Annotated in this window: 23 protein-coding genes, 1 tRNA gene and 1 pseudogene; 13 read left to right on the top strand and 12 right to left on the bottom strand. The window is 73.1% G+C overall.

Annotated elements, in window-relative coordinates; translation table 11 throughout:
• Positions 1-555: pseudogene (locus tag ACFQS1_RS26990) on the top strand (hypothetical protein); the annotation flags it as partial.
• Between the two features lie 234 nt (positions 556-789).
• On the opposite strand, the gene ACFQS1_RS26985 reads toward ACFQS1_RS26990, so the two are convergent.
• Together ACFQS1_RS26985 and ACFQS1_RS26980 are read right to left on the bottom strand one after the other, a co-directional pair.
• Positions 790-1209, bottom strand: a complete 420-nt coding sequence (locus ACFQS1_RS26985; RefSeq protein ID WP_378973505.1) for a VOC family protein — start codon at positions 1207-1209, stop codon at positions 790-792.
• A 5-nt stretch (positions 1210-1214) separates the two neighbouring features.
• Entirely contained in the window at positions 1215-6326 is a 5112-nt protein-coding gene (locus ACFQS1_RS26980) for a diguanylate cyclase (protein WP_378973503.1), read from the bottom strand.
• A 113-nt stretch (positions 6327-6439) separates the two neighbouring features.
• On the opposite strand from ACFQS1_RS26980, the gene ACFQS1_RS26975 reads away from it, so the two are divergent.
• From ACFQS1_RS26975 to ACFQS1_RS26965, 3 genes are read left to right on the top strand one after another with little or no spacing between them, the layout of a single operon-like run.
• On the top strand, positions 6440-6796 hold the full coding sequence (locus ACFQS1_RS26975; protein ID WP_378973501.1) for a GntR family transcriptional regulator: 357 nt from the start codon (positions 6440-6442) through the stop codon (positions 6794-6796).
• Complete coding sequence (locus ACFQS1_RS26970) at positions 6793-7758, top strand: DUF1648 domain-containing protein (protein WP_378973499.1); 966 nt, start codon at positions 6793-6795, stop codon at positions 7756-7758. Before ACFQS1_RS26975 ends, ACFQS1_RS26970 begins: the two co-directional genes overlap by 4 nt.
• Positions 7759-7816: 58 nt before the next feature.
• Positions 7817-8587: a DUF1684 domain-containing protein gene (locus ACFQS1_RS26965; RefSeq protein ID WP_378973496.1), complete on the top strand. Its 771-nt coding sequence runs from the start codon at positions 7817-7819 to the stop codon at positions 8585-8587.
• Between the two features lie 27 nt (positions 8588-8614).
• Here the strand turns inward: ACFQS1_RS26965 and ACFQS1_RS26960 are convergent, their stop codons facing one another.
• Positions 8615-9052, bottom strand: coding sequence for a CBS domain-containing protein (locus tag ACFQS1_RS26960; RefSeq protein ID WP_378973494.1), 438 nt, complete (start codon positions 9050-9052; stop codon positions 8615-8617).
• 198 nt (positions 9053-9250) lie between these two features.
• Between ACFQS1_RS26960 and ACFQS1_RS26955 the strand changes: the two genes are divergently transcribed.
• Positions 9251-10054: an SDR family oxidoreductase gene (locus tag ACFQS1_RS26955; RefSeq protein WP_378973492.1), complete on the top strand. Its 804-nt coding sequence runs from the start codon at positions 9251-9253 to the stop codon at positions 10052-10054.
• Positions 10055-10096: 42 nt separating this feature from the next.
• On the opposite strand, the gene ACFQS1_RS26950 is transcribed toward ACFQS1_RS26955, so the two are convergent.
• Genes ACFQS1_RS26950 through ACFQS1_RS26935 form a run of 4 tightly spaced genes read right to left on the bottom strand, consistent with a single transcriptional unit; the run spans position 10097 to position 12554 of the window.
• Positions 10097-10441: a hypothetical protein gene (locus ACFQS1_RS26950; RefSeq protein ID WP_378973490.1), complete on the bottom strand. Its 345-nt coding sequence runs from the start codon at positions 10439-10441 to the stop codon at positions 10097-10099.
• Complete coding sequence (locus ACFQS1_RS26945) at positions 10438-10713, bottom strand: hypothetical protein (RefSeq protein WP_378973488.1); 276 nt, start codon at positions 10711-10713, stop codon at positions 10438-10440. The genes ACFQS1_RS26950 and ACFQS1_RS26945 overlap by 4 nt, the downstream gene beginning before the upstream one ends.
• A 36-nt stretch (positions 10714-10749) precedes the next feature.
• Entirely contained in the window at positions 10750-11412 is a 663-nt protein-coding gene (locus tag ACFQS1_RS26940; RefSeq protein WP_378973486.1) for a response regulator, read from the bottom strand.
• Positions 11400-12554: a sensor histidine kinase gene (locus ACFQS1_RS26935; RefSeq protein WP_378973484.1), complete on the bottom strand. Its 1155-nt coding sequence runs from the start codon at positions 12552-12554 to the stop codon at positions 11400-11402. Before ACFQS1_RS26935 ends, ACFQS1_RS26940 begins: the two co-directional genes overlap by 13 nt.
• A gap of 131 nt (positions 12555-12685) precedes the next feature.
• Between ACFQS1_RS26935 and ACFQS1_RS26930 the strand changes: the two genes are divergently transcribed.
• Positions 12686-13108 (top strand): DUF6069 family protein, encoded by a 423-nt coding sequence (locus ACFQS1_RS26930; protein WP_378973482.1) that lies wholly within the window; start codon positions 12686-12688, stop codon positions 13106-13108.
• Between the two features lie 105 nt (positions 13109-13213).
• Here the strand turns inward: ACFQS1_RS26930 and ACFQS1_RS26925 are convergent, their stop codons facing one another.
• Positions 13214-14221, bottom strand: a complete 1008-nt coding sequence (locus ACFQS1_RS26925; protein ID WP_378973576.1) for a LacI family DNA-binding transcriptional regulator — start codon at positions 14219-14221, stop codon at positions 13214-13216.
• Between the two features lie 142 nt (positions 14222-14363).
• Here ACFQS1_RS26925 and ACFQS1_RS26920 point away from each other — a divergent pair, with 142 nt between their 5' ends.
• The 5 genes from ACFQS1_RS26920 to ACFQS1_RS26900 all read left to right on the top strand — a co-directional run bounded on the left by ACFQS1_RS26920 (position 14364) and on the right by ACFQS1_RS26900 (position 20350).
• Positions 14364-15611 carry a sugar ABC transporter substrate-binding protein gene (locus ACFQS1_RS26920; RefSeq protein WP_378973480.1) on the top strand — a complete coding sequence of 416 codons (1248 nt, stop codon included), beginning with the start codon at positions 14364-14366 and terminating at the stop codon, positions 15609-15611.
• A 2-nt stretch (positions 15612-15613) separates the two neighbouring features.
• The gene (locus tag ACFQS1_RS26915; protein WP_378973478.1) at positions 15614-16555 is read left to right on the top strand and encodes a carbohydrate ABC transporter permease; all 942 of its coding nucleotides are present in this window, start codon (positions 15614-15616) and stop codon (positions 16553-16555) included.
• On the top strand, positions 16552-17361 hold the full coding sequence (locus ACFQS1_RS26910; protein WP_378973476.1) for a carbohydrate ABC transporter permease: 810 nt from the start codon (positions 16552-16554) through the stop codon (positions 17359-17361). Before ACFQS1_RS26915 ends, ACFQS1_RS26910 begins: the two co-directional genes overlap by 4 nt.
• A gap of 8 nt (positions 17362-17369) precedes the next feature.
• Complete coding sequence (locus ACFQS1_RS26905; RefSeq protein ID WP_378973474.1) at positions 17370-19280, top strand: glycoside hydrolase family 127 protein; 1911 nt, start codon at positions 17370-17372, stop codon at positions 19278-19280.
• Positions 19281-19342: 62 nt separating this feature from the next.
• A complete protein-coding gene (locus ACFQS1_RS26900) occupies positions 19343-20350 on the top strand; it encodes a LacI family DNA-binding transcriptional regulator (protein WP_378973472.1) in 1008 nt (335 codons plus the stop codon).
• A 59-nt stretch (positions 20351-20409) separates the two neighbouring features.
• Here the strand turns inward: ACFQS1_RS26900 and ACFQS1_RS26895 are convergent.
• Positions 20410-20482 (bottom strand) — tRNA-Gly (locus tag ACFQS1_RS26895).
• Here ACFQS1_RS26895 and ACFQS1_RS26890 point away from each other — a divergent pair.
• Positions 20453-20614 carry a hypothetical protein gene (locus ACFQS1_RS26890; RefSeq protein ID WP_378973470.1) on the top strand — a complete coding sequence of 54 codons (162 nt, stop codon included), beginning with the start codon at positions 20453-20455 and terminating at the stop codon, positions 20612-20614. The two genes, ACFQS1_RS26895 and ACFQS1_RS26890, sit on opposite strands and share 30 nt — an antisense overlap.
• Positions 20615-20624: 10 nt before the next feature.
• Positions 20625-20945, top strand: a complete 321-nt coding sequence (locus tag ACFQS1_RS26885) for an STAS domain-containing protein (RefSeq protein WP_378973468.1) — start codon at positions 20625-20627, stop codon at positions 20943-20945.
• Between the two features lie 7 nt (positions 20946-20952).
• On the opposite strand, the gene ACFQS1_RS26880 is transcribed toward ACFQS1_RS26885, so the two are convergent.
• The 3 genes from ACFQS1_RS26880 to ACFQS1_RS26870 form a co-directional block, all read right to left on the bottom strand.
• Complete coding sequence (locus tag ACFQS1_RS26880; protein WP_378973466.1) at positions 20953-21255, bottom strand: hypothetical protein; 303 nt, start codon at positions 21253-21255, stop codon at positions 20953-20955.
• Positions 21256-21332: 77 nt separating this feature from the next.
• Positions 21333-22010: a hypothetical protein gene (locus ACFQS1_RS26875; RefSeq protein ID WP_378973464.1), complete on the bottom strand. Its 678-nt coding sequence runs from the start codon at positions 22008-22010 to the stop codon at positions 21333-21335.
• 31 nt (positions 22011-22041) lie between these two features.
• The gene (locus ACFQS1_RS26870) at positions 22042-22797 is read right to left on the bottom strand and encodes an SDR family oxidoreductase (RefSeq protein WP_378973462.1); all 756 of its coding nucleotides are present in this window, start codon (positions 22795-22797) and stop codon (positions 22042-22044) included.
• Positions 22798-22848 lie beyond the last annotated feature (51 nt).

Below are 22848 nucleotides of genomic sequence, written 5' to 3'. Positions count from 1 at the left end.
GAAACCGAAGCGGTAGGCGAAACCGAAGCGGTAGGCGAAACCGAAGCGGTAGGCGAAACCGAAGCGGTAGGCGAAACCGAAGCGGTAGGCGAAACCGAAGCGGTAGGCGAAACCGAAGCGGTAGGCGAAACCGAAGCGGTAGGCGACACCGGTTCGCTCACCGAGGGAGAAGCGGATACCGGTGCGGAAGCGGACTCTGAGTCAGAAATGGAGGGCGAGGCCGAGACAGATGGCGATGACGAACCGCTCGGCGTCTCCGACGGCGATGCCGACGGGCACTCCGAATCGGCCGCCGCTATGATTGCCGCGTCATCGGGCGATGGGCTTTCGGACGGCGCCTCGGAGGCCGGCTCAGAGACCGGCACAGAGACCGGCACAGAGACCGGCACAGAGACCGGCTCGGACGCCGGCTCGGACGGTTCCGCCGAAGCCGAATCCGACGGGCATGGAGTGTCCGCGCGCAGGGCGAACGAGTGGGATCCCTGCGAACTGGCCCGTCCGATCGCCACCTGCATCGCCACCACCAGGCACACCAGAAGCGCCGCGCCGGCGTAGCGGCGCCAATTCCGATAACGGTGCTTTCCGACGCGGTTGCTCACACCACTTCGCATGCCGAATTCCCCGCCCGTTCCATTCCGTCACCCGGTGCGCCGACCCGGCGGCGCCGTTACCCACGCTATGGGCGCGCGGGCTCCCCGATGGACTTCCCGGAAAATGGCGAGCAAATCCACAGATTTCGCGAATTACTGAGTCAGATGTCAGACGTTCGGGCGCAATGCGTGAACGGTCTCAGGCGACAAAAATGCAGAACGGGTGCCCGGCCGGGTCGGCGTAGACGCGAAGCGGCTCGTCGGGGTCGTCGCTGCGGTCGTACCGGAGCTTCGCGCCCAGGGCCAGCGCCCGCTCGTGCTGTTTGTCCAGATCGGGTTTGGAGTCGACCACCGTGTCCAGGTGCAGCTGCTGCGGCACCGCCTGGTCCGGCCAGGTCGTCGGGGTCAGCGAGTCGACCTGCTGGAACGCGAGCTGCGGACCGCCGTTCGGGTTCTGCAGGACGAGCCAGTCCTGGCCGCGCTCGTCCGGCTCGCCGGCCGCCGGCGGCTCGTCGCCGGGGCGGTACTCGAGGCCGAAGAGCTTGCGGTAGAACTCGGCGAGCCGGCGGACGTCGGTGCCGTCCAGGACGATCTGCAGCAGTTTCGGGTACGCCGTCATATCCCTCAGCAAACCACGACCCGGTTCCGCCCGCTCTCCTTGGCGCGGTAGAGCGCGAGGTCCGCGCGGGCCAGCATCTGGTCGAGAGTGGCGTCGGCGGGATCGAGCTGGGTGAGGCCGACGCTGATGGTGACGGTCAGCGGGCCGGCCGACGTGGCGATGGGGGTGCCGGCGACCGCGGACCGCATCCGCTCGGCCAGGTCGGGGGCGCTGCCGTCGTGGTCGGGCAGGACGACGGCGAACTCCTCGCCGCCGTACCGGCCGAGCACGTCCGAGTGGCGGATGCCGGCCCGGACCCGGGCGGCCACCTCGCGGATGACCTCGTCGCCCACGCCATGGCCGTACGTGTCGTTGACGCCCTTGAATTTGTCGATGTCGAGCATGACGGCGGCCAGATCGCGGGACCCGCGGGCCGCGGACGACACCAGCGCGGTGGCGATGGCGTAGAAGTGCCGCCGGTTGTGCTGGCCGGTGAGCTCGTCGGTGGTGGCGAGCTCCTGGACGCGGCTGAACAGGCAGGCGTTGAGGTAGGCGCTCATGCCCTGGGTGGCCAGCGCCGACGCCACCTGCACGGCGCTGTCGTCGAACGCGTCCGCGCCGAGCACCACCACCCCGCTGCGCCCGTCGCGATGATCGAGCGGGATGACCAGCAACTTTCGTACGGAGATTTCCGCGATGTCGCCCGCGTCGATCACGGTCGGCCGCAGCACCGGCGGCAGGGCGATCGGCAGCGGTCCACCCAGGACGGACGGGTCCGCCTTGCCGATCACCTCCACGACGACGGCGCCGTCCGCGCTGAGCAGGCATCCGGCGGCCGCGTCCAGCTGCGCGGCGAGCATCCCGAGCAGGGCGGTCAGCAGTCGCGCCGGGTCATGGATCCCGCTCAGCTCGGCCAGCGACGCCCGCAGCATCTCGGCGAACGCCTGCCGTTGCTGAGCCGCGGCCAGCGAGAGATGAAGCTGCGCCGCCCGGGCCGTCTCCAGCGAGACCGCGACGTGGCTGGTGACCCCGATCAGCACCTCGACGTCGTCGTCGGTGAAGATGCCGCGCGCCATCCGGCTGTCCAGATAGACGACGCCGAGCGTGTTTCCCTTGAACTGCACCGGAACCACCATGATGCTGCGCAGCCCGTGCACCACCGCGCTGCGCGACCCGAGGGCCGCGCCCTGCTCGGTCCCGGTCAGCACGAGCGCCTCGCCGCCGGACGCAACCCGCCGCACCAGCGTCGCCCCGTAGGCGGAGGTCTCCGCCAGGTCCGTCCCGTCCGCCCCGCGACCGGCGAACTGCACCGGCTCCCCCGCCTCGTCGAGGAGGAAGAACAGCGCCCGCTCGGCGCCCAGGATCCGCAGCATCTCGTCCAGCGCCACCCGGGCCAGCTCCTGCGGGTCGAGCACCGTCGCCGCCGCCGCGCCGACCTGCTGCAGCGCCTCGAGCCGCCGGCTGCGCCCCGCATCGCCGCGCCGCTCGGCGACCGTACGCCGGTTGGTCGCCGCGCCCTCCTCCGCGCCGAACTCGGTGCGCGCCTGCCGCCGCCGCGACTCCCATCCGTGCTGAGTCGCCAGCGACAGCGCGATGCGCGCCTGCCGGTCCGACTCGTTGACGAGGCCGAGCGCCCGGAACGCCCGGGCCCGGAACCGGGCCACCTCGAAGTGCACCAGCGGCGCGTCCGCCATCCGGGCCACCCGCTCGGCCTTGTCGCTCCACTCGATGCACTTCCGCGGCTCGCCGAGCATCTGCGCGAGCGCGGCCTCGCCGATCAGGTAGGCGGCGTCGAGCAGCGGCGAGCTCTTGCGCACCCGCCGCAGATCGGCCACCGCGCCGCGGGCCGCCGCGATGCGGGCCGGCCGGCTCTCGGCGGTCGCCATCCGCAGCTGGGCCATCCGCCCGTGCGACTGGAACGCGAAGAACCATTTGTGCTGCGTCATCATGTCGCGCAGGCGCAGCCCGAGCCCGCGGAACTCGGCGACGATCGCCTCGAACGGCTCGCCGAACTCGCCCTGCTCGATGGCGGCGCACGCGGCGGCGACGAGCATGTTGGCGCGCTGCACGGTGGTGCCCCCGCCGTCCGGCAGCGCCGCGCGCAGCTCGGCCAGGGCGGCCGCGGCCTCGCCGTGCCGGCCCTGCATCGCCGGAATCATCACGGTGAGCATGCCGAAGGAGGTGGCGCGCACCCGGGACAGGTCGTTCAGGCGCTTGACGCCGCGCTCGTACTCGGCCTCACTCTCCACTGTGTACCCGCGCAGCAGCAGCCGCAGCCCCACCGTCGCGAAGCCGGGGATGAGCTGGGCGGGCCCGAACCAGCGGGCGTTGCGGGTGATGGTCTCCTCCCAGGCGCTGCCGTCGTCGAATCCGCCGAACAGCCACGCGCAGCCGCGCAGCCATTCGACGTAGGCGGTCAGCGCCGGGTCGTCCAGTTGCGCGGCGACCTCGGCGGCCCGGTTGAGGCAGCGGTCGGCGGTGCCCCGCAGCTTGACCACCGCGGCGACGTAGCCGGCCAGCGCGTACACGCGGACGTATTCGGGGCAGGGTCCAAGCCGGTTCACCGCGTACATGGCGCGCATCGCGAGGACTCCGGCCTCGCGCAGGCGCAGGCCGATCCCGGCGGCGTAGCCACCGGCATCGAGGGTGGCGGCGAGCGCGGCGAGGTCGGCGCGGCGGCGGCCCCGGGCCTTTCCCAACCCCCATCCGGTACGGCGGACCGCGCCGCCCGCCAGCGCGATGCCCACTGTGGACGCGAGCAGGCGCGGGGTGTTCGCCGGCAGCGGACGGCCGAGCTCGGTGAGGGCGGCGGCGGTCGCGGCCAGGGCCCGCTCGTCGTCCCAGAGCGTGTGGTGCAGCTCGATCCGGGTGGTGAGCAGGTGCGCCCGGGTGCGGCGGTCGGCCTCGGCGGCGAGCGCCCGCTCGATGGTGGCCCCGGCCTCGGCGAAGCGGGCCGCCCGCAGGTACGCCGTGGCCAGCGGGTGCAACACCGCCGTGCCGGGCGCCGGGTCGCCGTCGAGGGCGTCCTCGAGATAGCCGACCGCCTCGGCCGGGGCCGTGTCGTCCAGGGCCCGCAGCCCGGCCGCCAGGGCGCTGCGGCGGCGCTGCCCGGCGGGGACGGCATCGCCCGCGCGGCGGTGGTGGCGCGCCACCGCGTACACGTGGTCGGCGTCTCGCAACGGCTCGGGCAGGCTCTCCAGCGCGTCCGCGATCGCGGCGTGCAGCCGGCGAAGCCGCTGCCCGCCCACTCCGTCCAGAAGGGAGTCACGCAACAGCGGGTGCAGGAAGACGAACCAGCCGCCCGGCCGCGCCTCGACGACCCGGCGCTCGACGGCGGCGCCGACCGCGGCCACCACCCGGTCGGCCTGGCCCCCGGCCGCCACCAGGACTTCGGTGCGGAAGCGGGGTCCGGCGACGGCCGCGGTGACCAGGAAGTCGCGGTCGCCGTCGCTGAGCGTGGCCAGCCGGGAGGCGAGCAGCGCGCGCACGTCCTCGGCGGCCGGCAGCGCGTCGGCGCCCGCCACATCGAAGTGCCAGGCGCCCCAGAGCGGCCGCAGCAGGCCGGCGTCGAGCAGCCGCAGCAGATAGGCGACCACGGCCAGCGGCGACCCGTCGGTCCGGCCGGCGATGTGCGCGCTGAGCTCGGCGGGCGCGGTGGCCCCCGGCAGCCGGGAGGCCACCAGCTCGGCGACGGCGTCCTGGTCGAGCGGCACGCAGTCCAGCTCGAGGTCGACCGGCAGCGCGGTCGGCTCGCCGGCCCCGGACCGCTCGGTCAGCAGCACCAGCAGCGGCAGCCGCGGCAGGCCGGGCGCCAGCCGGGCGAGCACCTCGCGGCTGCCCGCGTCGAGCCAGTGCGCGTCGTCGCAGAGCAGCATCAGTCCACTGTGTGCCTTCGCCAGCTCGCCGAGGAACGTGGCGACGGCGGCGAAGAGGTGCTCGTCGCGGGCCTCGCGCGGCGGGCCGGCGAGCGCCTCGAGCCGGGGGCTGAGCCGGGCCACCAGGGCCGGGCCGGCCACCTCGGCGGCGGCCCGGACGCGCCGCTCGGCCTCGGCCCGCGCCGGGCCGTCGAGCAGCGCGATCCGCTGCAGATGCCCCTCGATCGCGGTGCGCAGCACGGCGAGCGGCAGGGCTTCGTCCTCCTGGCAGGCGGCGCGCAGCAGGGGCGCGGCGGCGGCCAGCGCGGCGGCCACCTCGGCCAGGCGGCTGCGGCCGGAGCCGGCCGGCCCGCGGATGACGGCGACGCGATCGCGGCGGCGGTGGGCGCGGCGCCAGCGGTTGGCCAGGTCCTCGCGCTCGGTGTCCCGGCCGCAGAGCGGCCAGCTCGCCGCGACCGGTTCGGCCGCGGCGTCGCCGCCCGGGCCGGCGCGCAGCGCGGTGATGAGGGCGGCCGCGTCCGGGTAGCGGTCGTCCGGGTCCTTGGCGAGCAGCCGGGTCACGACGGCGGCGAGGGCCGGGCCGGCGCCGGGAATTTCGGGTACGGGCGCGGTCAGGTGCAGCCGCAGCAGCTGTCCCACGTCGTCCGCCTCGAAGGGCAGCCGGCCGGTGAGGCACTCGAACAGCACGACGCCGAGCGAGTACAGGTCGGAGCGGCCGTCGACCGGGCGCTTGAGCATGCCGGACTGCTCCGGCGAGGTGTACAGGAACGTGCCGACCGCGCGGTCGTCGTCCTCGGGCTCGGCGCCCAGCAGGGCGAGGCCGAAGTCGATGAGCTTCGCCGGGCGGCCCGGCGACATCATGATGTTGCCCGGCTTGACGTCTCGGTGCACGAGGCCGACGCGGTGCGCGGCGGCCAGGCCGCGGCCCAGCTGGCCGGCGAGCTCGACGACGCGCTCGGGCGCCAGCGGGCCGTGAGCGAGCCGGTCGGCGAGGGAACCGCCGGGGATGTACTCGAGGACCAGGGCGGGCGCGCCGTCGTGGCGACCGGCGGCGTGCACGCGCGGGACGCCGGGGTCGTCGACACAGGCGAGGAGCGCCGCCTCACGGTGGAAGGCGGTCAGCACGCCGGGATCGTCGGCGCCCTCGGCGTTGGGGCGCTTGAGCGCGTACGTCTGTTCGCCGCGCCGGACCAGGTGCACGGTGGTGAATGCGCCCCGGCCGAGCTCGTCCTCGACGGTCAGGCCGGTCAGGTCCTCGTCCATCACTGGCACCCACTCCGCAACAGAAGGTTCGTAGCTCTTCATCGGCAGGGCACGTGGCGACTTGAACCACACCGCACTTGTTATAGTTGAGATAGAACAAGTAAGGTTGCGCCATGCTGTGGAGGATCGATCCGGCCGGCGATGACGCGCTGTACGCGCAGCTCGTCGCGCAGGTTCACCTCGCCGTCGCGCGCGGCGAGCTGGCGGCCGGTGACCGGCTGCCGGCCGCACGCGAGCTGGCCGGCTCGCTCGACCTCAACGTGCACACCGTGCTCAAGGCCTATCAGCGGCTGCGCGACGAGGGGCTCATCGAGCTGCGCCGCGGGCGGGGCGCGGTGGTCACCGCCCGGGCCGAGGCCGATCTGCCGCCGGTCGAGCGGGCGCTGGCCGCCCTGGTCCGGGCGGCCCGCGCGGCGAACTTGTCGGCCGAGACCACGGCCGTGCTGGTAAGGGAGGCAATGAACCGATGACGAGCTCAAGCGCCCGGAAGGTCGTGCTGTGGTCCTCGCTGGCCGCGCTCGTCCTGCTCGCCGTCGCGGCGATCGTCGTGTGGTCCTGGCGCGACGATCTGCCCGATCCGATCGCCTCGCACTGGGGCGCGGGGTCCGCGCCCGACGGGTTCTCCTCGCCGGGCGTGTTCGTGCTCGCCATCGCGGTCATGGTGGTCGTGCTGTGCGCCCTGTTCGGCGCGATCGGCTGGCACTGGGGCAGCTCCGCGGCGACCCGCCGGATGGCCGCGGCGTCGTCGGTGTGGATCGGCGGGTTCGGCGCGTGCCTGCTGGTGTTCACCCTCGGTCCCCAGCGCGGGCTCGACGACGCGACCCTGGCGCGGCTGCCGGGCTGGGCCCTCGCCGCCACCCTGCTCCTCCCGCTGGTCCCGGCGGTCGTCGCCGCCCTGCTCGTGCCCGGCGATCGGCACGCGCCGGCGACCGGGCCGGTGGCGGCGGACGCTGCCCGCATCGCGCTGGCCGGTGGCGAGCGCGCCGTCTGGATCCGGCGGGCCGACGGGGGTACGGGCCTGGTCGTGGGCGCCATCGCGATCGCCGGCCTGGTGCTGCTCGCCGTGGCGCTGCGGCAGTGGGCCCTGCTGGCGGCGCCGGTTCTGCTCGCGGTGGTGTTCGCGGCGATGTTCGGCTTCACCGTGCGGGTCGACGCGACCGGCTTGACGGTGCGCTCGCTCGTCGGCTGGCCCGGCACCCACATCCCGGCCGACGAGGTCGAGCGGGCGTCGGTCACCGAGGTGCGCCCGTTCCGCCAGTTCGGCGGCTGGGGCTGGCGTGTCGGGCGGGGCGGCCGGGTCGGGGTCGTGCTCCGCGCCGGCGACGCCCTGCTCGTCGAGCGGACCGGCGGCCGCTCGTTCGTCGTGACCGTCGACGATGCCGCGACCGGGGCCGCCCTGCTCAACACCCTGGCCGACCGGGCACGGCCGTGACGCGACCGAGACGCATCGACGGGCGGGCAGATCAAGTGCCGGCACATAGGGTGGGCCGATGTACACCGACGACTGGGCGGCGTGGCACGCCGAACACGAGCGCCGCCGGGCGTCGCCGCACGGGATGCTCGCGATCACCGGCATGCATTGGCTCAACGAGACGCCGCGGCGCTTCGACGACGTGCCCGGATCGTGGTCGGTGACGACCGACGGCGTGACCGTCACGCTGGGCGAGGGCGAGTCCCTCACGGTCGGCGATCGCGAGATCGGCGGCACGCACGCGTTCGGCAAGGTGGATGAGGAGGGCGTGGTCGCCGCCTTCGGCGACGCGATCGCCGAGATAGCCAGGCGGGGGCCGGGCGTCGTGCTTCGCCCGCGCCATCCGTCCAGTCAACGGCTGATCGCGTACGAGGGGACGCCCACGTTCCCGCCCCACGAGCGATGGCTGGTCCCGGCCCGCTTCGTCCCGTTCGACGCCCCGCGCGCGGTCACCCTGTCCACGGTCGTCGACGGCCTCACCGACCCGGACGAGGCGCTGGGCACGGTCGCGTTCGCGCTCGGCGGCGTACGCCTGAACTTGATCGTCTTTCCCGGCGCCGCCGGCGCCATGACCACGCTGTTCACCGACGCCACCTCGGGCGTGACGACCCACCCGGCGAGCCGCCGCCTGCCGATCCCGCGCCCGGACGCCGACGGCACGCTCACCCTGGATTTCAACCGCGCCACGAACCTCCCGTGCGCCTACACCGAGTTCGCGACCTGCTCGCTGGCCCCGCCGGAGAACCGGCTCCCGATCGCCATCGAGGCCGGCGAGCAGACGCCGCGCTGAACCAGACGCCGCGCCTGAGCAGACGGGCTAAATGCGCTCGCCGGTGATGTAGCCCTCGAGGCTCCTCCGCTCGATCTCCAGCTCGTCGATGCGGTGCTTCACCACGTCGCCGATGCTGACCACGCCGGCCAGCGTGCCGCCCTCGAGCACCGGCACGTGGCGGAAGCGGTGCTCGGTCATCAGCCGCTCCACCTCGTCAATGTTGGCGTCGGGCGCGACCGAGCGCACCTGAGCCGTGTGGATGGCCGACACCGCCTCGGTCAGCACGGCGGCGCCGCGTGCGGCGAGCGCCCGCACCACGTCGCGCTCGCTGACGATGCCGTCGACCCGGACGCCGTCCCTCGAGACCACCACCGCGCCGATCTTGTGCTCGGCGAGGAGGGCAAGCAGGCTGGTGACATCGGAGTCGGGTGTAACGGTTACGACGTTGGTGCCCTTGACACGGAGTATGTCGCTGATACGCATCGTTGCTCCCCATCTCGTGCCGGTCCGCGGAAGCCGCCGGGCGGGCCGTCCGATGACGGGGTGGCCACGCCACATTGCGTGCATATGCCTAGATGCAGTCAATCACGTCTTGAAGTCAAGAGCATCAAGATGTCAACTCCGCGCCGTCGGCGTGGCGCATCCCGGCGGGCTGCCGCGCCGGGCGGATATGGTGCATCGATGAATCGCACCGCGTTGGTCACCGGCGCGTCCTCCGGCATCGGCCGGGCCACCGCCGCCGCGCTCGTCACGCGCGGGTATCGGGTCCTGGGCACCTCCCGCACGCCCGGGGCGCTGCCGGCCGGCCGCCGCCTGGCCGGCGTCGACTACCTGCCCCTCGACCTGGCCGACGAGTCGTCGGTCGAGGCCCTGGCCGCCGGCGCGGGCGACGTGGACGTGCTGGTCAACAACGCCGGCGAGAGCCATTCCGGGCCGTTCGAGGAACTGCCCGCCGACGACCTGCGCCGGCTCTTCCAGGTCAACGTGCTGGGCCCCGTACGCCTCACCCAGCTCCTGCTGCCCGGCATGCGCGAGCGTCGCTACGGCCGGGTGGTCATGGTCGGCTCGATGCTGGCGTCGTTCCCGTTGTCCTACCGTTCCTCCTACGTGGCGACGAAGGCCGCGCTGAAGGGTTTCAGCAACGCCGCCCGCCACGAGCTGTCCCCGTTCGGCGTGTGGCTGACCACGGTCGAGCCCGGCTCGATCAACACCGGCATCAGCGAGCGCCGCACCAAGCACATCGCCGCCGACTCGCCGCACCGCGAGGACTTCGAGACCATGCTCGCCGCCCTGGACCGCAACGAGAAGGCCGGCACCGGGCCCGACCAGGTCGCCGCCGTGATCGTCAAGGCCATAGAAGCAACAAGACCCAGGCAGAGGTACGCCGTCGGCAGCAACGCGCCGATCGTGTTCGCCCTGCGGCGGGTGGTCCCGCTGTCGCTCGCCGAGAAGCTCACCCACCGCCGCCACGACCTGCGCCGTTGACGCCCGCGCGCTTGTGTCAAACGCTTGGCACATCTGATCCGGTCAGGCCACGTGGCGGGCCGGGCGCAGCAGGGTCAGCGCGCGCAGCGCCTCGGCGCGGGAGATGGGCTGGTCGTCCTCGGCCTGCACCGCCAGCGCCATCTCGATCGCCTGCCGGATCCAGGTCGTCTTGGGCACCTCGGCCGCCTTGGCGGCCAGGGCAACGGCCTCGTCGAGCTCGGTCGGCAGCCGTAGCGACCGCACGACCATGACACTGGAGCCCGCGGGCGGCAGGGAGTCGAGCAATGCCTGCTCCTCCTGCCGGGTCGGGGCGGGCTCGAACGAGAGCCCGTCCATGAACGCGGCGACCTGCTCAGCCGTCCGCGGAACGTCGCTGTCGTGGCTCATCGCGTCTCCTCCCATCGGCTGAACTCAATCAGCTCCCCATCGGTCATCGCCCGCGCGCCGATGATCTTCCAGGTGATCCCGGCGACGTGGTAGACCGCGACGATCAGCGGCCGGCCCGCCGCCGTGCGGCCCCACACGGTCAGGACGGGAACGCCGGTGGCGCTGGTCGCCCGGCGCGGCCACCGCCGTTTGGCGTCCAGCAGCTGCTGCACCTCGTACGGCTCGACGCCGGCGAGGGCGGCCAGCGCCCAGTCATCCCACTCGTATGGCACGACCCAAGCGTACTACGCGCGTAATACGCGTGCCCCTCACGCGAGGCCGGCGTCGTGGGCAAGAAGGGCGATCTGCGTGCGGTTGTCGAGGTTCAGCTTGGTCAGGATGTGCGAGACGTGCGTCTTCACCGTCGCCAGCGTCATGTCCAGCGCCGCGGCGATCTCCGCGTTGTTGTTGCCCCGGCCGACCGCCACCACCACGTCGCGCTCCCGCGGGCTCAGCGTCGCGAGGGTCGCCTTGGCCCGGGCGTACGCGCCGGCCTGGACCGCGACCCGGTCCATCAGCCGCCGGGTGACGGCCGGCGACAGGATCGGCTCGCCCGCCGCGACCTGCCGGACCGCCTCGGCGATCCGGGCCGGCGGCGTGTCCTTGAGCAGGAAGCCGCTGGCGCCCGCGCGCAGCGCGTGCAGGATGTTCTCGTCGGTGTCGAAGGTGGTCAGCACGATGACCTCGGGCGGGCGCGGCCGCGCCCGCAGGCGCCGGGTCGCGGTGATGCCGTCGACTCGCGGCATGCGCAGATCCATGAGTACGACGTCGGGGCCGTGCGCGTCGGCGGCGGCCGGCACCTGATCGCCGTCGGCCGCCTCGCCGACAACGGCGATGCCCGGCGCGCCGTCCAGCATCATCGTGAGCCCGGCGCGCACCAGCGCGTCGTCGTCGACCACGAGCACCCGCACCGGTTGCGTCACGAGGGCCACGGTATCAACGCGTGCAGCCGGAACTCGCCGCCTGCCTCCTGGTGGTCGAGCCGCCCACCGGCCAGATGCACCCGCTCGGTGAGGCCGACCAGACCCGCTCCCCCGGACCGGCCCGGCGCCGGCGGCCGCGGCGACAGCCCATTGCGTACGTCGATCTCCAGTCCCTCGCCGGGCCCGCCGCGCAGCGCCACCCGGACCGGCTGCCCGGCCGCGTGTTTGCGCGCGTTGGTCAAGCCCTCCTGGACGACCCGGTACGCCGTGCGGGCGACCGCCGGCGGCGCCTCGGCGGCCTCCGCCACGGTGTCGCGCAGCTGCACCTCGGTGCCGGCCGCCCGGGACTCCTCGACCAGCCGCGGCACGTCGGTCAGCACCGGCTGCGGGCGGGCGCCGTCGCCGTCCTCCGGGGCGTCGTCGCGCAGCAGCGAGATCACCTCGCGAAGCTCCTCGAGCGCCTGATGCACCCCGCTGCGGACCACGCCGGCGGCCCGGGACAGCTGCTCGGGCGAGGAGTCCGGGCGGTACTCCATCGCGCCCGCGAACGTGGCCAGCAGCGACAGCCGATGCGCGAGGACGTCGTGCATCTCCCGGGCGATCTTGCGGCGTTCCAGCATGCGCGCCTCGGCGACCCGGCGGCCCTGCTCGGCCTCGGCGCGGCGGGCCCGCTCCCGCAGCGAGCGGATCAGCGCCTCCCGGGCCTGTGCCCAGGCGCCCCAGCCGAGCAGCGCCCCGTAGCCCACGGTGATCAGCACCAGCCACCACCCGTACGAGACACCGCCGTTGGGCCGCCAGAGGCCCTGGATCGCGTGCGCGGCGATCCCGCCCACCGCCGCCGCGATCCCGACCGGGAAGCGCCGGCGCCGCGCCACCTGCACCGCGCCGATCGTGGCCGGCGGCGTCGCGGCCGGCGAGACCGCGGCGAGAGCGGTCAGCACGGCCGTGGCGGTCACCGGACGCCACAGCGTCAGCGGCGTCAGCGCCCAGCTCAGCGCGCCGGCCACCAGATCGAGGGCGAAGAGCGGGCCGAGCCCGCGGCCGGTCCACCAGCCCACGATCGTGCCGGCGACCAGCACGCCGGACACGGCGGTCAGCGTGGCGACGGCCGCGGCGCTCGGGCGGTGTTCACAATCCTCGGGGCTGTCCACGCCGCGAGACTAACCAGCAGGTGGCGGGCGGCGACACCGACCAAAGTCGTACGCGGGTCCGTCCGGGGAAGGCGTCCCCGCGGCCGGCGGCCCGATGCGCCGACCGGCCCCGAACGGCGACGCTCGTCGGCATGACGAACATGGAGCAGCAGATCACCGCCACTCGGACCACCGCCCGCCGCACCGGCCGGGCCGTCACCGTCGCCGCCGGGGCGGCGAGCGCCCTGATCCTCTGGGCCGTCAACGACCCGTGGGGCGGCATCGACCTCGCCGTCCGGCAGGGCGGCACCGTCCAGCACATCGGCCCGGTCGCGGTCGCCGCCACCGCGCTGATCGCCGGCCTGGCCGCCTGGGGACTGCTCGCCCTGCTGGAGCGGACCGTCCGCCGGCCCACCCGCACGTACCGCGTCATCGCGTCGATCGTGCTGGCGCTGTCGCTGCTCGGGCCGCTCGGCGGCGTCGGCCTCAGCAGCAAGCTGGTGCTGCTCGCCATGCACCTCACCGTCGGCGCGATCCTGATCATCGGCCTCCCGCGCTACCGGGCCCACGGGTAGCCCGGCGTCGCCGGCCCGGGCCGAGCGCACAAGCCGGCCCGGACCCAGCACACAAGCCGGCCCGGACCCAGCACACAAGCCGGCCCGGACCGGCCGGGTAGCGGATCAGGCCGGGTGGACCGCGGTCGAGGCGCGCGGCACGAGGCGGCCGGGCAGGGCCCGGCGCCCGTGCGCCGGCTCGCCGTTGATGGCGGCCAGCACCAGCTCGGCGGCCGTCCGGCCGATTCCCTCCAGGTCCATGTCGATGCTGGTCAGGGCGGGCCGGCAGCCGTCGACCATCACGTCCCAGTTGTCGAAGCCGACCAGGGCGACGTCGGCCGGGACGCGGCGGCCCGCCTCCTGCAGCGCCTCGGCCAGGCCGCGGGCGATCTGGTCGCTGCCGCAGAAGACCGCGTCCACCTCGGCGGCGGTGGACAGCAGGATCCCGGCCGCCTGCCGGCCCCACCCCTCGCTCCACTCGCCGAACAGCACCGGCGCGGCCGGCTCCAGGCCGGCGGCGGACAGCGCGCCCATCGCGGCGGCGGCGCGGACCGTGGCGGAATGGTGGTGCTCCGGGCCGGTGACATGAGCGATGCGGCGGCGGCCGACGGCCAGCAGGTGCTCGACGGCGCGGCGGGCGCCGTCGGCCTCGTCCGGGACCACCGAGCAGTCGGCCGGGTCGGCCGAGCTGATGAACGCGTAGACCACCGGCACCGGCAGCGACCGGCCGATCGGCGGGCGGGCCTGGGTGCGGCGGCCGGTCACGATGATGCCGTCCACCTGGCGGCCGAGCAGCGTACGCAGGTAGTACTGCTCGCGGATCGGGTCGTCGCGGGCGTCGCAGAGGAAGACCGACACCTGGCCCGCGCCCAGCGCGTCCTCGGCGCCGATCAGCAGCGGGATGCTGAACCGGCCGATGCTGTCGGTGGTGATCATGCCGACCGTGTAGGTGCGGCCGGCCTGGAGGCTGCGGGCCGCGGCGTTGGCCACGAAACCCAGCTGCTCGGCGGCCTCCTGGACGCGCCGGCGGGTCTCGGGCCGCAGCGCCCCGCGGCCGTTGAGGGCCTTGGAGGCCGTCCCCGGGGAGACTCCGGCCAGGGCCGCGACCTCGCTGATGGTGGCGGCCCGATCGATGGCGCCCAGTGTTTCCTCCCCGTTTCCGGCTGCACTACGGACGACCGTAACTTTCCCTTGACATCCCTGCAAGCGGCTCCCTAGCGTCAGGGCAATCGTTTTCCTTCCGTTTCTTCCTCCTCGGAAACCAGGGGTACCGAATATGACCCTCTCCCGCCGGGTGTGTGGCGCTGTGGCCGCCCTCTCGCTCGCCGCCGGCATGACCGCCTGCTCCAACGACTCCGCCACCGAGCCGGCCGGCGGCAGCGGCGGCGGCACGTACACCATCTGGGACCCGTACCCGCAGTTCGACGACACCTCCGACTGGGTCAAGCTGCTGCAGAAGTGCGGCACCGACGCGGGCGTGACCGTCAAGCGCACCGGCTTCGACACCACCGACCTGACCAACAAGGCCCTGCTCGCCGCCCAGCAGGGCAACTCCGCCGACGTGCTGATCGTCGACAACCCGGTCGTCTCCACGCTGGCCGAGGCGGGGGTGCTCACCACCACCGACGACACCAAGCTCGACACCTCCGGGATCGAGCCCAACCTGCTCGCCGCGGGCCAGCTCGACGGCAAGACGTACGGCATCCCGATCGGCGCCAACACGCTCGCGCTCTACTACAACAAGAAGGTCCTCGACGCGGCGAAGGTCGACCCGGCCACGGTGAAGGACTGGGCGTCGCTGACGGCCGCGCTGGAGAAGGTGAAGGCGGCCGGCAAGAAGGGCATCACGTTCTCGGCGATCGGCACCGAGGAGGGCTCGTTCCAGTTCCTGCCCTGGTTCTGGGGCGCCGGCGCGAACCTCACCCAGCTCGACTCGGCGCAAGGGGTGGCCTCGCTGACCCTGTGGACGGACTGGCTGAAGAAGGGCTACGCGCCGAACTCGGTTATCAGCAACACCCAGACCACCAGCTGGCAGGAGTTCGCGACCGGCGACTTCGCGTTCAGCGAGAACGGCACGTGGCAGCTGGCCAACGCCAAGAAGACCGGCTTCGCGTACGGGATCATCCCGATCCCCGCGCAGGCCGGTGGGACCGCGCCGGCGCCCACCGGCGGCGAGTTCGTGACCGCCCCGGTGCAGAAGGACACCGGCCGGTACGCCACCAGCGAGAAGATCATCAAGTGCCTGACCAACGAGGACAACGCGCTGACGACCGACACGACCCTGTCGTACGTGGCGGCCACCAAGGCGGTGCAGGAGAAGCAGGTCGCGGCGAACCCGGAGCTGAAGGTGTGGGTCGAGGCGGTCGGCGCGGCGAAGGGCCGGACCAGCGACAACCTCGGCACCAAGTACCCGAAGATCTCGGAGCAGATGTGGACGGCGTTCCAGGCCGCCCTCTCCGGCGGCAAACAGCCGCAGCAAGCCCTGAGCGCGGCCCAGACCGCCGCCGCCGCGGCCACCAAGTGACCGTGGCCCACGACGTGCTGACCCGGGCCGGGGTGGCATCCGCCGCCCCGGCCCGGGCACCCCGCCGGCGATCGGGGCAGTGGGCGGCCTGGGGCTTCCTCGCCCCGGTCGTGATCTACCTGGTCGCCTTCTACGCGTACCCGCTCTACCGCAACCTCGACCTGAGCCTGCACAAGTACACGGTCCGCTCGTTCGTGCAGGGCGGGGCGCCGTTCAGCGGCCTCGACAACTACCGGGCCGTCGTCGACAACCCGACGTTCTGGCCGGCGTTGACGCACACCGTCGTGTTCACCGGCGTATCGCTGCTCTTCCAGTTCACGATCGGGATGGCCCTCGCGGTCTTCTTCGCCCAGAACTTCCGGCTCTCGGTCACGCTACGGGCGCTGTTCCTGGTGCCGTGGCTGCTCCCGCTGATCGTCTCGTCGTCCACCTGGTCCTGGATGCTGAACAGCGATTCGGGGGTGGTCAACGCGCTGCTCCACAGCGTCGGCATCCCGGAAGTGAATTGGCTGACGTCCCCGCAATGGGCGCTCACCAGCGTGATCATCGCGAACGTCTGGATCGGGATCCCGTTCAACCTCGTGGTGCTCTACAGCGGCCTGCAGGCCATACCGGGCGACATCCACGAGGCGGCCGCCCTGGACGGCGCCACCGGCTGGCAACGCTTCCGGCGGATCACCTTCCCGCTGCTGCGGCCGGTCTCGGCGATCACCCTGCTGCTCGGCCTGGTCTACACGCTCAAGGTCTTCGACATCATCTGGATCATGACGAGAGGCGGTCCCACGGACGCCTCGACCACGTTCGCCACCTGGTCCTACAAACTGAGCTTCGGCAACCTGCTGCCGCAGTTCGGGCCGGGCGCGGCGGTCGGCAACCTGCTGATCGTGATGGCGCTGATCTTCGGCCTGCTCTACATCCGCACCCAGCGGAGGGCGATGTCATGAGAAATCGCCTCAAAACGGCCGTCGCGATCATGCTGACCGCGATCATGCTCTTCCCGGTCTACTGGATGATCAACGTGTCCTTCACCAAGGACACCGACATGCGGCACGACCCGCCGTACCTGCTCCCGGTGCACGGCACCCTCGAGGGCTACCGCGCCGTCCTCCAGCAGCAGCTGCCCTACCTCGGCACCAGCCTGCTGATCGGCCTCGGCACGGTCGCGCTCACCCTCGCCCTCTCCGCCCCGGCCGGATACTCCCTGGCCAAGCTGCGCCCCCGGGGCGGTGGCGCGCTGAGCTTCGTCCTGCTGATGGCCCAGATGATCCCCGGGATCATCATGGCGATGGGCTTCTACGCCATCTACCTCAGGCTGGGCGTCCTCAACAGCGCGGCCGGCCTGGTCCTGGCCGACTCGACCATCGCCGTGCCGTTCGGGGTGCTGATCTTCACGGCCTTCATGTCGGGCATTCCCGCCGAGTTGCTGAACGCGGCGCGCATCGACGGCGCCGGGACCTGGCGGACCTTCCGGTCGGTGGTCCTGCCGGTCAGCCGCAACGCCATCGTCACGGTCAGCCTGTTCGCGTTCCTCTGGGCGTGGTCGGACTTCGTCTTCGCCACGACGCTCGACGGCGGCGGCACCCGCCAGCCCATCACGCTCGGCATCTACCACTACATCGGCAACAACAACCAGCAATGGAACGCGATCATGGCCACCGCCGTCATCGCCTCCATCCCCGCGACGCTGCTGCTCATCCTGGCGCAGCGCTACGTGGCCGCCGGCGTCACGGCCGGCGCCGTGAAAGATTGAGGACCCACATGGAAGGCCCCGCCGCGCCCACCCCGTCGGCGCTCGCCGCGCTGCGCCCGCTGCCGCTTGACGCCGTCCGGCTCGACCCCGATGGGCTGCTCGGCGGCTGGCAGGAGCGCAACGCGTCCGCCACGCTGCCGCACTGCCTCGACCAGCTGACCGCCTACGGCAACCTCGCCAACCTGCGCCGGGTCACCGGCGACTCGGACGCGACCTTCGCCGGCATGTGGTTCGCCGACACCGACGTCTACAAGACGCTCGAGGCGATCGCGTGGGAGGCCGGCCGGACCGGCGCGGCATCGGAGTTCCTCACGGACGTGGCGGCGCTGCTCGAGAAGGCACAGGACGCCGACGGGTATCTCAACTCCTACTACCAGGTCGACCACCGCGACGAGCAGTGGACCGACCTCGGTTTCAGCCACGAGATGTACACCGCCGGGCATCTTATCCAGGCCGCCGTCGCGGCGGCCCGCGCCGCCGGAAACCCGCAGTTGGTCACGGTGGCGCGCCGCTTCGCCGACCTTCTGGTACGTCGTTTCGGCCCGGACGGCGCGGCGGTGATCGACGGCCATCCCGAGGTGGAGACCGCGCTCGTCGAGCTGTACCGGCTCACCGGCCACGCGCCCTACCTGTCGCTGGCCGAACGTTTCCTCGCGCTGCGCGGGCACGGGCTGCTGGGCGACGGCCGGTTCGGGCCGCGCTACTGGCAGGACCACACGCCGCTGCTCGACGCGGACGAGGCGACCGGGCACGCGGTGCGCCAGGTCTACCTGCTCGCCGGGGCCGTCGACGTGGCCGTCGAGACCCACTCGGCGGAGCTGCTCGCGGCGGCCGAGCGGCTCTGGGAGTCGGCGATGGCGAGCAAGACCTATCTCACCGGCGGCCAGGGGTCGCGGCACAAGGACGAGGCCTTCGGCGACCCGTACGAGCTGCCGCCGGATCGCGCCTACGCGGAAACTTGCGCGGCGATCGGAAGTTTCCAGCTCGCCTGGCGTCTGCTGCTCGCGACCGGGAAAGCCCGTTACGCCGACGAGATGGAGCGGGTGCTCTACAACGGCATCGCGGGGAGCACGGCCCGCGACGGCCGATCCTTCTTCTATTCCAACCCCCTGCAATTGCGTACGGGTCATGACGGCTCCCATGAGGACACTCCGTCACAGCGGCTCACCTGGCACTCCTGTGCGTGCTGCCCGCCGAATCTCGCCCGGTTGATGGCCTCGCTCCAGGCGTACGCGGCCACCGGTTCTGACCTTGGCCTGCAACTGCATCTGTACTCGGCGGGCACGGTGACCGACGGCGAATACCGCCTCGCGGTGCGCACGTCCTATCCGTGGGACGAACGGATCGACATCGGCTTCGAGGCGGCCGGCGCGGGGCCGTGGACGCTCGCGCTGCGGATCCCGGCGTGGTGCCGCGACGCCCGGCTCACGGTCAACGGGTCGCTGGTGCGCGCCGGCGTCCAGGAGGGCTACCTGCGGATCACCCGCGCGTGGACGGCCGGGGACGTGGTGACGCTGGTGCTCGCGATGCCGCCGCGCCTGGTGACCGCGCATCCGCGCGTCGACGCCGTCCGGGGCGCCGCCGCCCTCAGCCGCGGGCCGGTCGTCTACTGCCTGGAGCACGAGGACCTGCCCGCCGGCGGGTCCTTCGAGGACTGGGAGCTGGACGCCGCGGCCCCGCTCGCCGTCGTCGATCACGACCTCGCGCCCGCCGTCCGCGCGCATTTCCGGCGCCGCCGGAAAGTGTCGGACGCGCTCTACCGGCCGCTCGGCGACCAGCCCGGCGAGCCCGGCCGGGACGCGAGCGCGGCCGCCGGCGCGGAAGTCGTCGCGGCGCCGGCCATCCCCTACTTCTTGTGGGCGAACCGCGCCCCCGGCCCGATGCGGGTCTGGATTCCGCTGGCCGCACGGGAGGGATAGCACCGGTCCCGGCCGGGGCCGCCCGCATGGCCCCGGCCTCCCCGCACGGTACGTTTGCTCGCATGCACCGGCCGCGTACCGCCACCATCCGCGATGTGGCAGCCCTGGCGGGCGTCTCGGTGGGCACCGCGTCGAAGGCGCTCAACGGCCGGGGCTCGCTGCGCGCCGACACCATCGCCCGGGTCCGCCAGGCCGCCGACCAGCTCGACTTCCACCCCAACCCGGCCGCCCGCAGCCTGCACGCCGGCCGCACCTACACGGTCGGGATGATCACCACCGACACCATCGGCCGGTTCAGCATCCCGCTGCTGATCGGCGCGGAGGACACCCTCGGCGCCGGCCAGATGTCGGTGCTGCTGTGCGACGCCCGCGACGACCCGATCCGCGAGCAGCAGCACCTGCGCACCCTGCTGGGCCGGCGGGTCGACGGCATCATCGTCACCGGCCGCCGGGCCGGCACCCGCCCGCCGCTGGCCGCCACCGCGGGCGTCCCGGTGGTCTACGCGTTCCTCGCCTCGTCCTCGCCGGACGACTGCTCGGTCGTCCCCGACGAGACCGGCGCTGCCCGCCTCGCGGTCGACCACCTGCTCACCGTGGGCCGCCGCCGGATCGCCGTGGTGACCGGCCCCGCGCACCACCACTCGGCCCGGGTCCGGTCCGCCGCGACGATCGAGCGCCTCGCCGAGCACGGGCTGGAGCCGGTGACCCCGCCGCTGCACGGCGAGTGGAGCGAGTCCTGGGGACGTCAGGGCGTCGGCCTGCTCCTCGGCCGGCGGGCCGCCTTCGACGCCGTGGTGTGCGGCAGCGACCAGATCGCCCGTGGCGCCGCCGACACCCTGCGCGAGGCCGGCCGCCGCGTCCCGCAGGACGTGGCGCTCACCGGCTTCGACAACTGGGACGTGATCGCGCTGGCCAGCCGGCCGCCGCTGACCAGCATCGACATGGATCTGGAAGGGCTGGGCCGGGCGGCCGCCGAGCTGCTGCTGCGGGCCATCGAGGGCGACCCGTCCCCCGGCGTGCATCCACACCCGGCCAAGCTGGTGATCCGCGACTCGACGGTGCAGGCTTGACCGGGCCAGGCCGGACCGGTCGCCGAATGATGAAGCCGGTCGCCGGATGATGAAGAGAGAGCGGACGACGGGATTCGAACCCGCGACCCTCACCTTGGCAAGGTGATGCGCTACCAGCTGCGCTACGTCCGCGACGAGGACGACCATACCGGATCCGCATGGCGGATCGCACGCGCCCCGGCGGCGATCCCCGGTGGTGTCGTCCTTCCCCACCACCGGCCGCGCGCCGTCGTCGCCGTGCGTCGCGCGCCGGCCCTCGGGTAGCATCTGGCGGATGCCGAACGACCCTACGATCCGGTACGAACCGGCCGATCCCGACGGCCTTGTGGTCGCCGCGCTCGCCGGTGAGCTCGACCTGGACCGCGCCGACGACGTTCGCGACAGCCTCGCCGCCGCGGCGGCCGTGCCGGGCTGCCGCTACCTGCGGATCGACGTCAGCGACCTGGGCTTCATCGACTCGTACGGGTTGGGCGCGCTGGTCAGCGCCCGCAACAGCGCCGCCGCCAAGGGCGTGACGCTCACCCTCGCCGAGCCGTCGCCGCCGGTGCGCAAGGCCATCGAGGTGACCGGCCTCGGCCACGTCTTCGGGCTCTGACCGACCGTCAGTTCGAGGCCATTCTGATCAGGGCGTTGCCGCCCAGCACCAGCACGTCCGCGATCGCCACCAGCGCCATGCTGCGGCGCAGGCGGTGCGACGCCACCTCGGGGTCGTCGTGGGCCAGGCCGATCACGGCATAGACCACCGCGGCGACGACCAGCGGGATGCCGCCGATGAGCAGCAGGCCCACGGACTGCGGCGTCCGGCCCTGCGCCACCAGCAGGCTCACCATGGTCATCGGCAGGATGCCGAAGAAGAGCACGGCGAGCACCGCATACCAGCGCAGCTGCCGCAGGGTGTCGGTCATGGCCGCCAATCGTAGCGGGGCCGCGATCAACGCCGGGTGCGGCGGCCCCGGTCAGAGCGCCGCGGGGCGGACCTCGATCAGCGCCGGGGGCGGCGCGGCATCCGTACGCCGGTGAGCGTGACCAGCGCCGCCTGCCGGCGCATGCGTCGCCGTGCCGCCGCGGGCGCCGCCCGGCCCGGACCGCGATTCGCCCGCGGGGAGAGCTCGATCGTCTCCCGGGCCGGCGTCTCCTCCGCCGGCTCGAGCTCGGCGTCCGGCCCGTACGCGATCTCGTCCTCGCGGTCGGCGAGGTCCTCCTCGAGCTCGAAGTCCTCCTCGGTCACCGGGTTGTCGGCGTTGCCGAGGGCAACGGCGGCGAAGAGGTTCGCCAGGGCGAACAGCGCGCCCACCGCGGCGAGCGCGGGCGAGCGCCCGAACGACGTCACGACCAGCACGCTGATGGCCGCGGCGGTGGCGAGCGCGGCCACCACGCCGCCGCGGCGGAAATCGTGGTTGCCGCGGCCGACGGCCTGCACGGCCACCCGGGCGGACGCGGTGCCCACCAGGGCGGCCACGGACCACCAGGTGACCAGCGGCCACATGCGGTCCCAGGTGCCGGTGTCGTCGTCGGCGAAGATGTAGAGCAGGAACGGCGCGCCCACGACCGCGGTCAGCAGGAACAGCGCGGCGTTGATGGTGAGCACCACGCTCGCCGCCGTGACCGCGTCCATCCGCCGGGACCGCCGGAAGTCCCCGACTTCGATCATCTCCACCATGAGGCAGCACCGTAACGTATAGATACCAGTTTTATCGAGCACCCTCAGTGCGGCTCAGCCACTCGGGGAAGGTCGTCGCGCCGATCCGTGCCTCTCCGGCCGGCACCAGAGACTTCTCCGACAGCAGCGCGCCGAAGTAGGTGGCCTTGGGGTCGTCGACGACCTCGCGCTTGTCGTGGGTCGCGTCGAGGAACCGGCGCAGGAAGTCGCCCATCGGCAGCCGCTCGGGCCCGGCCAGGTCGACGATCGCGTTGGCCGGTTCACCCACGGCCACCTCGGCGAGCGCCGCCGCCACGTCATCGGCCGCCAGCGGCTGGAACTGGCCGATCGGCGCGTGCACCACGCCGTCGACGGTCGACGCGTCCGCGATCGTCGCGAGGAACTCGTAGAACTGGGTTGCGCGCACGATCGTGTACGGCACGCCGGACGCCACGACCACCTCTTCCTGGGCGACCTTGGCGCGCAGGTAGCCGCCGCCCGGATGCAGGTCGGCGCCGACGATGGTGAGCGCGATGTGGTGCCCGACGCCGGCCGCCCGCTCCGCCGCGACGAGGTTGCGCGAGGAGGTCCGGAAGAAGTGCAGCACCTCGTCGTCGCCCCAGACCGGCGGGTTGGTCACGTCCACCACCACCTGGGCGCCGGCCACCACCCCGGCCAGGCCCTCCCCGGTGACCGCGTCGACGCCGGTCGACCGCGACGCCGCGACCGCCTCGTGCCCCCCGGCCGCCAGCAGCTCGATCAGTTTGCGCCCGATCAGCCCGGTTCCCCCGAAGACGACGATCTTCATGATCCGCACCCTCCTCAACTCGGATATTCTTTGTCCGGGACTCTACTCGGA

Origin of the sequence: Paractinoplanes rhizophilus, from assembly GCF_042664765.1 — a bacterium.
Taxonomy (GTDB): Bacteria; Actinomycetota; Actinomycetes; order Mycobacteriales; family Micromonosporaceae; genus Actinoplanes; species Actinoplanes rhizophilus.
This window is presented reverse-complemented; position numbering and strand designations above follow the sequence as displayed.

Coding starts and splice junctions, on each gene's coding strand:
- ACFQS1_RS26985 (WP_378973505.1), bottom strand. CDS start 1,209: ATGACGGCGTACCCGAAACTGCTGCAGATCGTCCTGGACGGCACCGAC.
- ACFQS1_RS26980 (WP_378973503.1), bottom strand. CDS start 6,326: ATGGACGAGGACCTGACCGGCCTGACCGTCGAGGACGAGCTCGGCCGG.
- ACFQS1_RS26975 (WP_378973501.1), top strand. CDS start 6,440: ATGCTGTGGAGGATCGATCCGGCCGGCGATGACGCGCTGTACGCGCAG.
- ACFQS1_RS26970 (WP_378973499.1), top strand. CDS start 6,793: ATGACGAGCTCAAGCGCCCGGAAGGTCGTGCTGTGGTCCTCGCTGGCC.
- ACFQS1_RS26965 (WP_378973496.1), top strand. CDS start 7,817: ATGTACACCGACGACTGGGCGGCGTGGCACGCCGAACACGAGCGCCGC.
- ACFQS1_RS26960 (WP_378973494.1), bottom strand. CDS start 9,052: ATGCGTATCAGCGACATACTCCGTGTCAAGGGCACCAACGTCGTAACC.
- ACFQS1_RS26955 (WP_378973492.1), top strand. CDS start 9,251: ATGAATCGCACCGCGTTGGTCACCGGCGCGTCCTCCGGCATCGGCCGG.
- ACFQS1_RS26950 (WP_378973490.1), bottom strand. CDS start 10,441: ATGAGCCACGACAGCGACGTTCCGCGGACGGCTGAGCAGGTCGCCGCG.
- ACFQS1_RS26930 (WP_378973482.1), top strand. CDS start 12,686: ATGACGAACATGGAGCAGCAGATCACCGCCACTCGGACCACCGCCCGC.
- ACFQS1_RS26920 (WP_378973480.1), top strand. CDS start 14,364: ATGACCCTCTCCCGCCGGGTGTGTGGCGCTGTGGCCGCCCTCTCGCTC.
- ACFQS1_RS26910 (WP_378973476.1), top strand. CDS start 16,552: ATGAGAAATCGCCTCAAAACGGCCGTCGCGATCATGCTGACCGCGATC.
- ACFQS1_RS26905 (WP_378973474.1), top strand. CDS start 17,370: ATGGAAGGCCCCGCCGCGCCCACCCCGTCGGCGCTCGCCGCGCTGCGC.
- ACFQS1_RS26900 (WP_378973472.1), top strand. CDS start 19,343: ATGCACCGGCCGCGTACCGCCACCATCCGCGATGTGGCAGCCCTGGCG.
- ACFQS1_RS26885 (WP_378973468.1), top strand. CDS start 20,625: ATGCCGAACGACCCTACGATCCGGTACGAACCGGCCGATCCCGACGGC.
- ACFQS1_RS26880 (WP_378973466.1), bottom strand. CDS start 21,255: ATGACCGACACCCTGCGGCAGCTGCGCTGGTATGCGGTGCTCGCCGTG.
- ACFQS1_RS26875 (WP_378973464.1), bottom strand. CDS start 22,010: ATGGTGGAGATGATCGAAGTCGGGGACTTCCGGCGGTCCCGGCGGATG.
- ACFQS1_RS26870 (WP_378973462.1), bottom strand. CDS start 22,797: ATGAAGATCGTCGTCTTCGGGGGAACCGGGCTGATCGGGCGCAAACTG.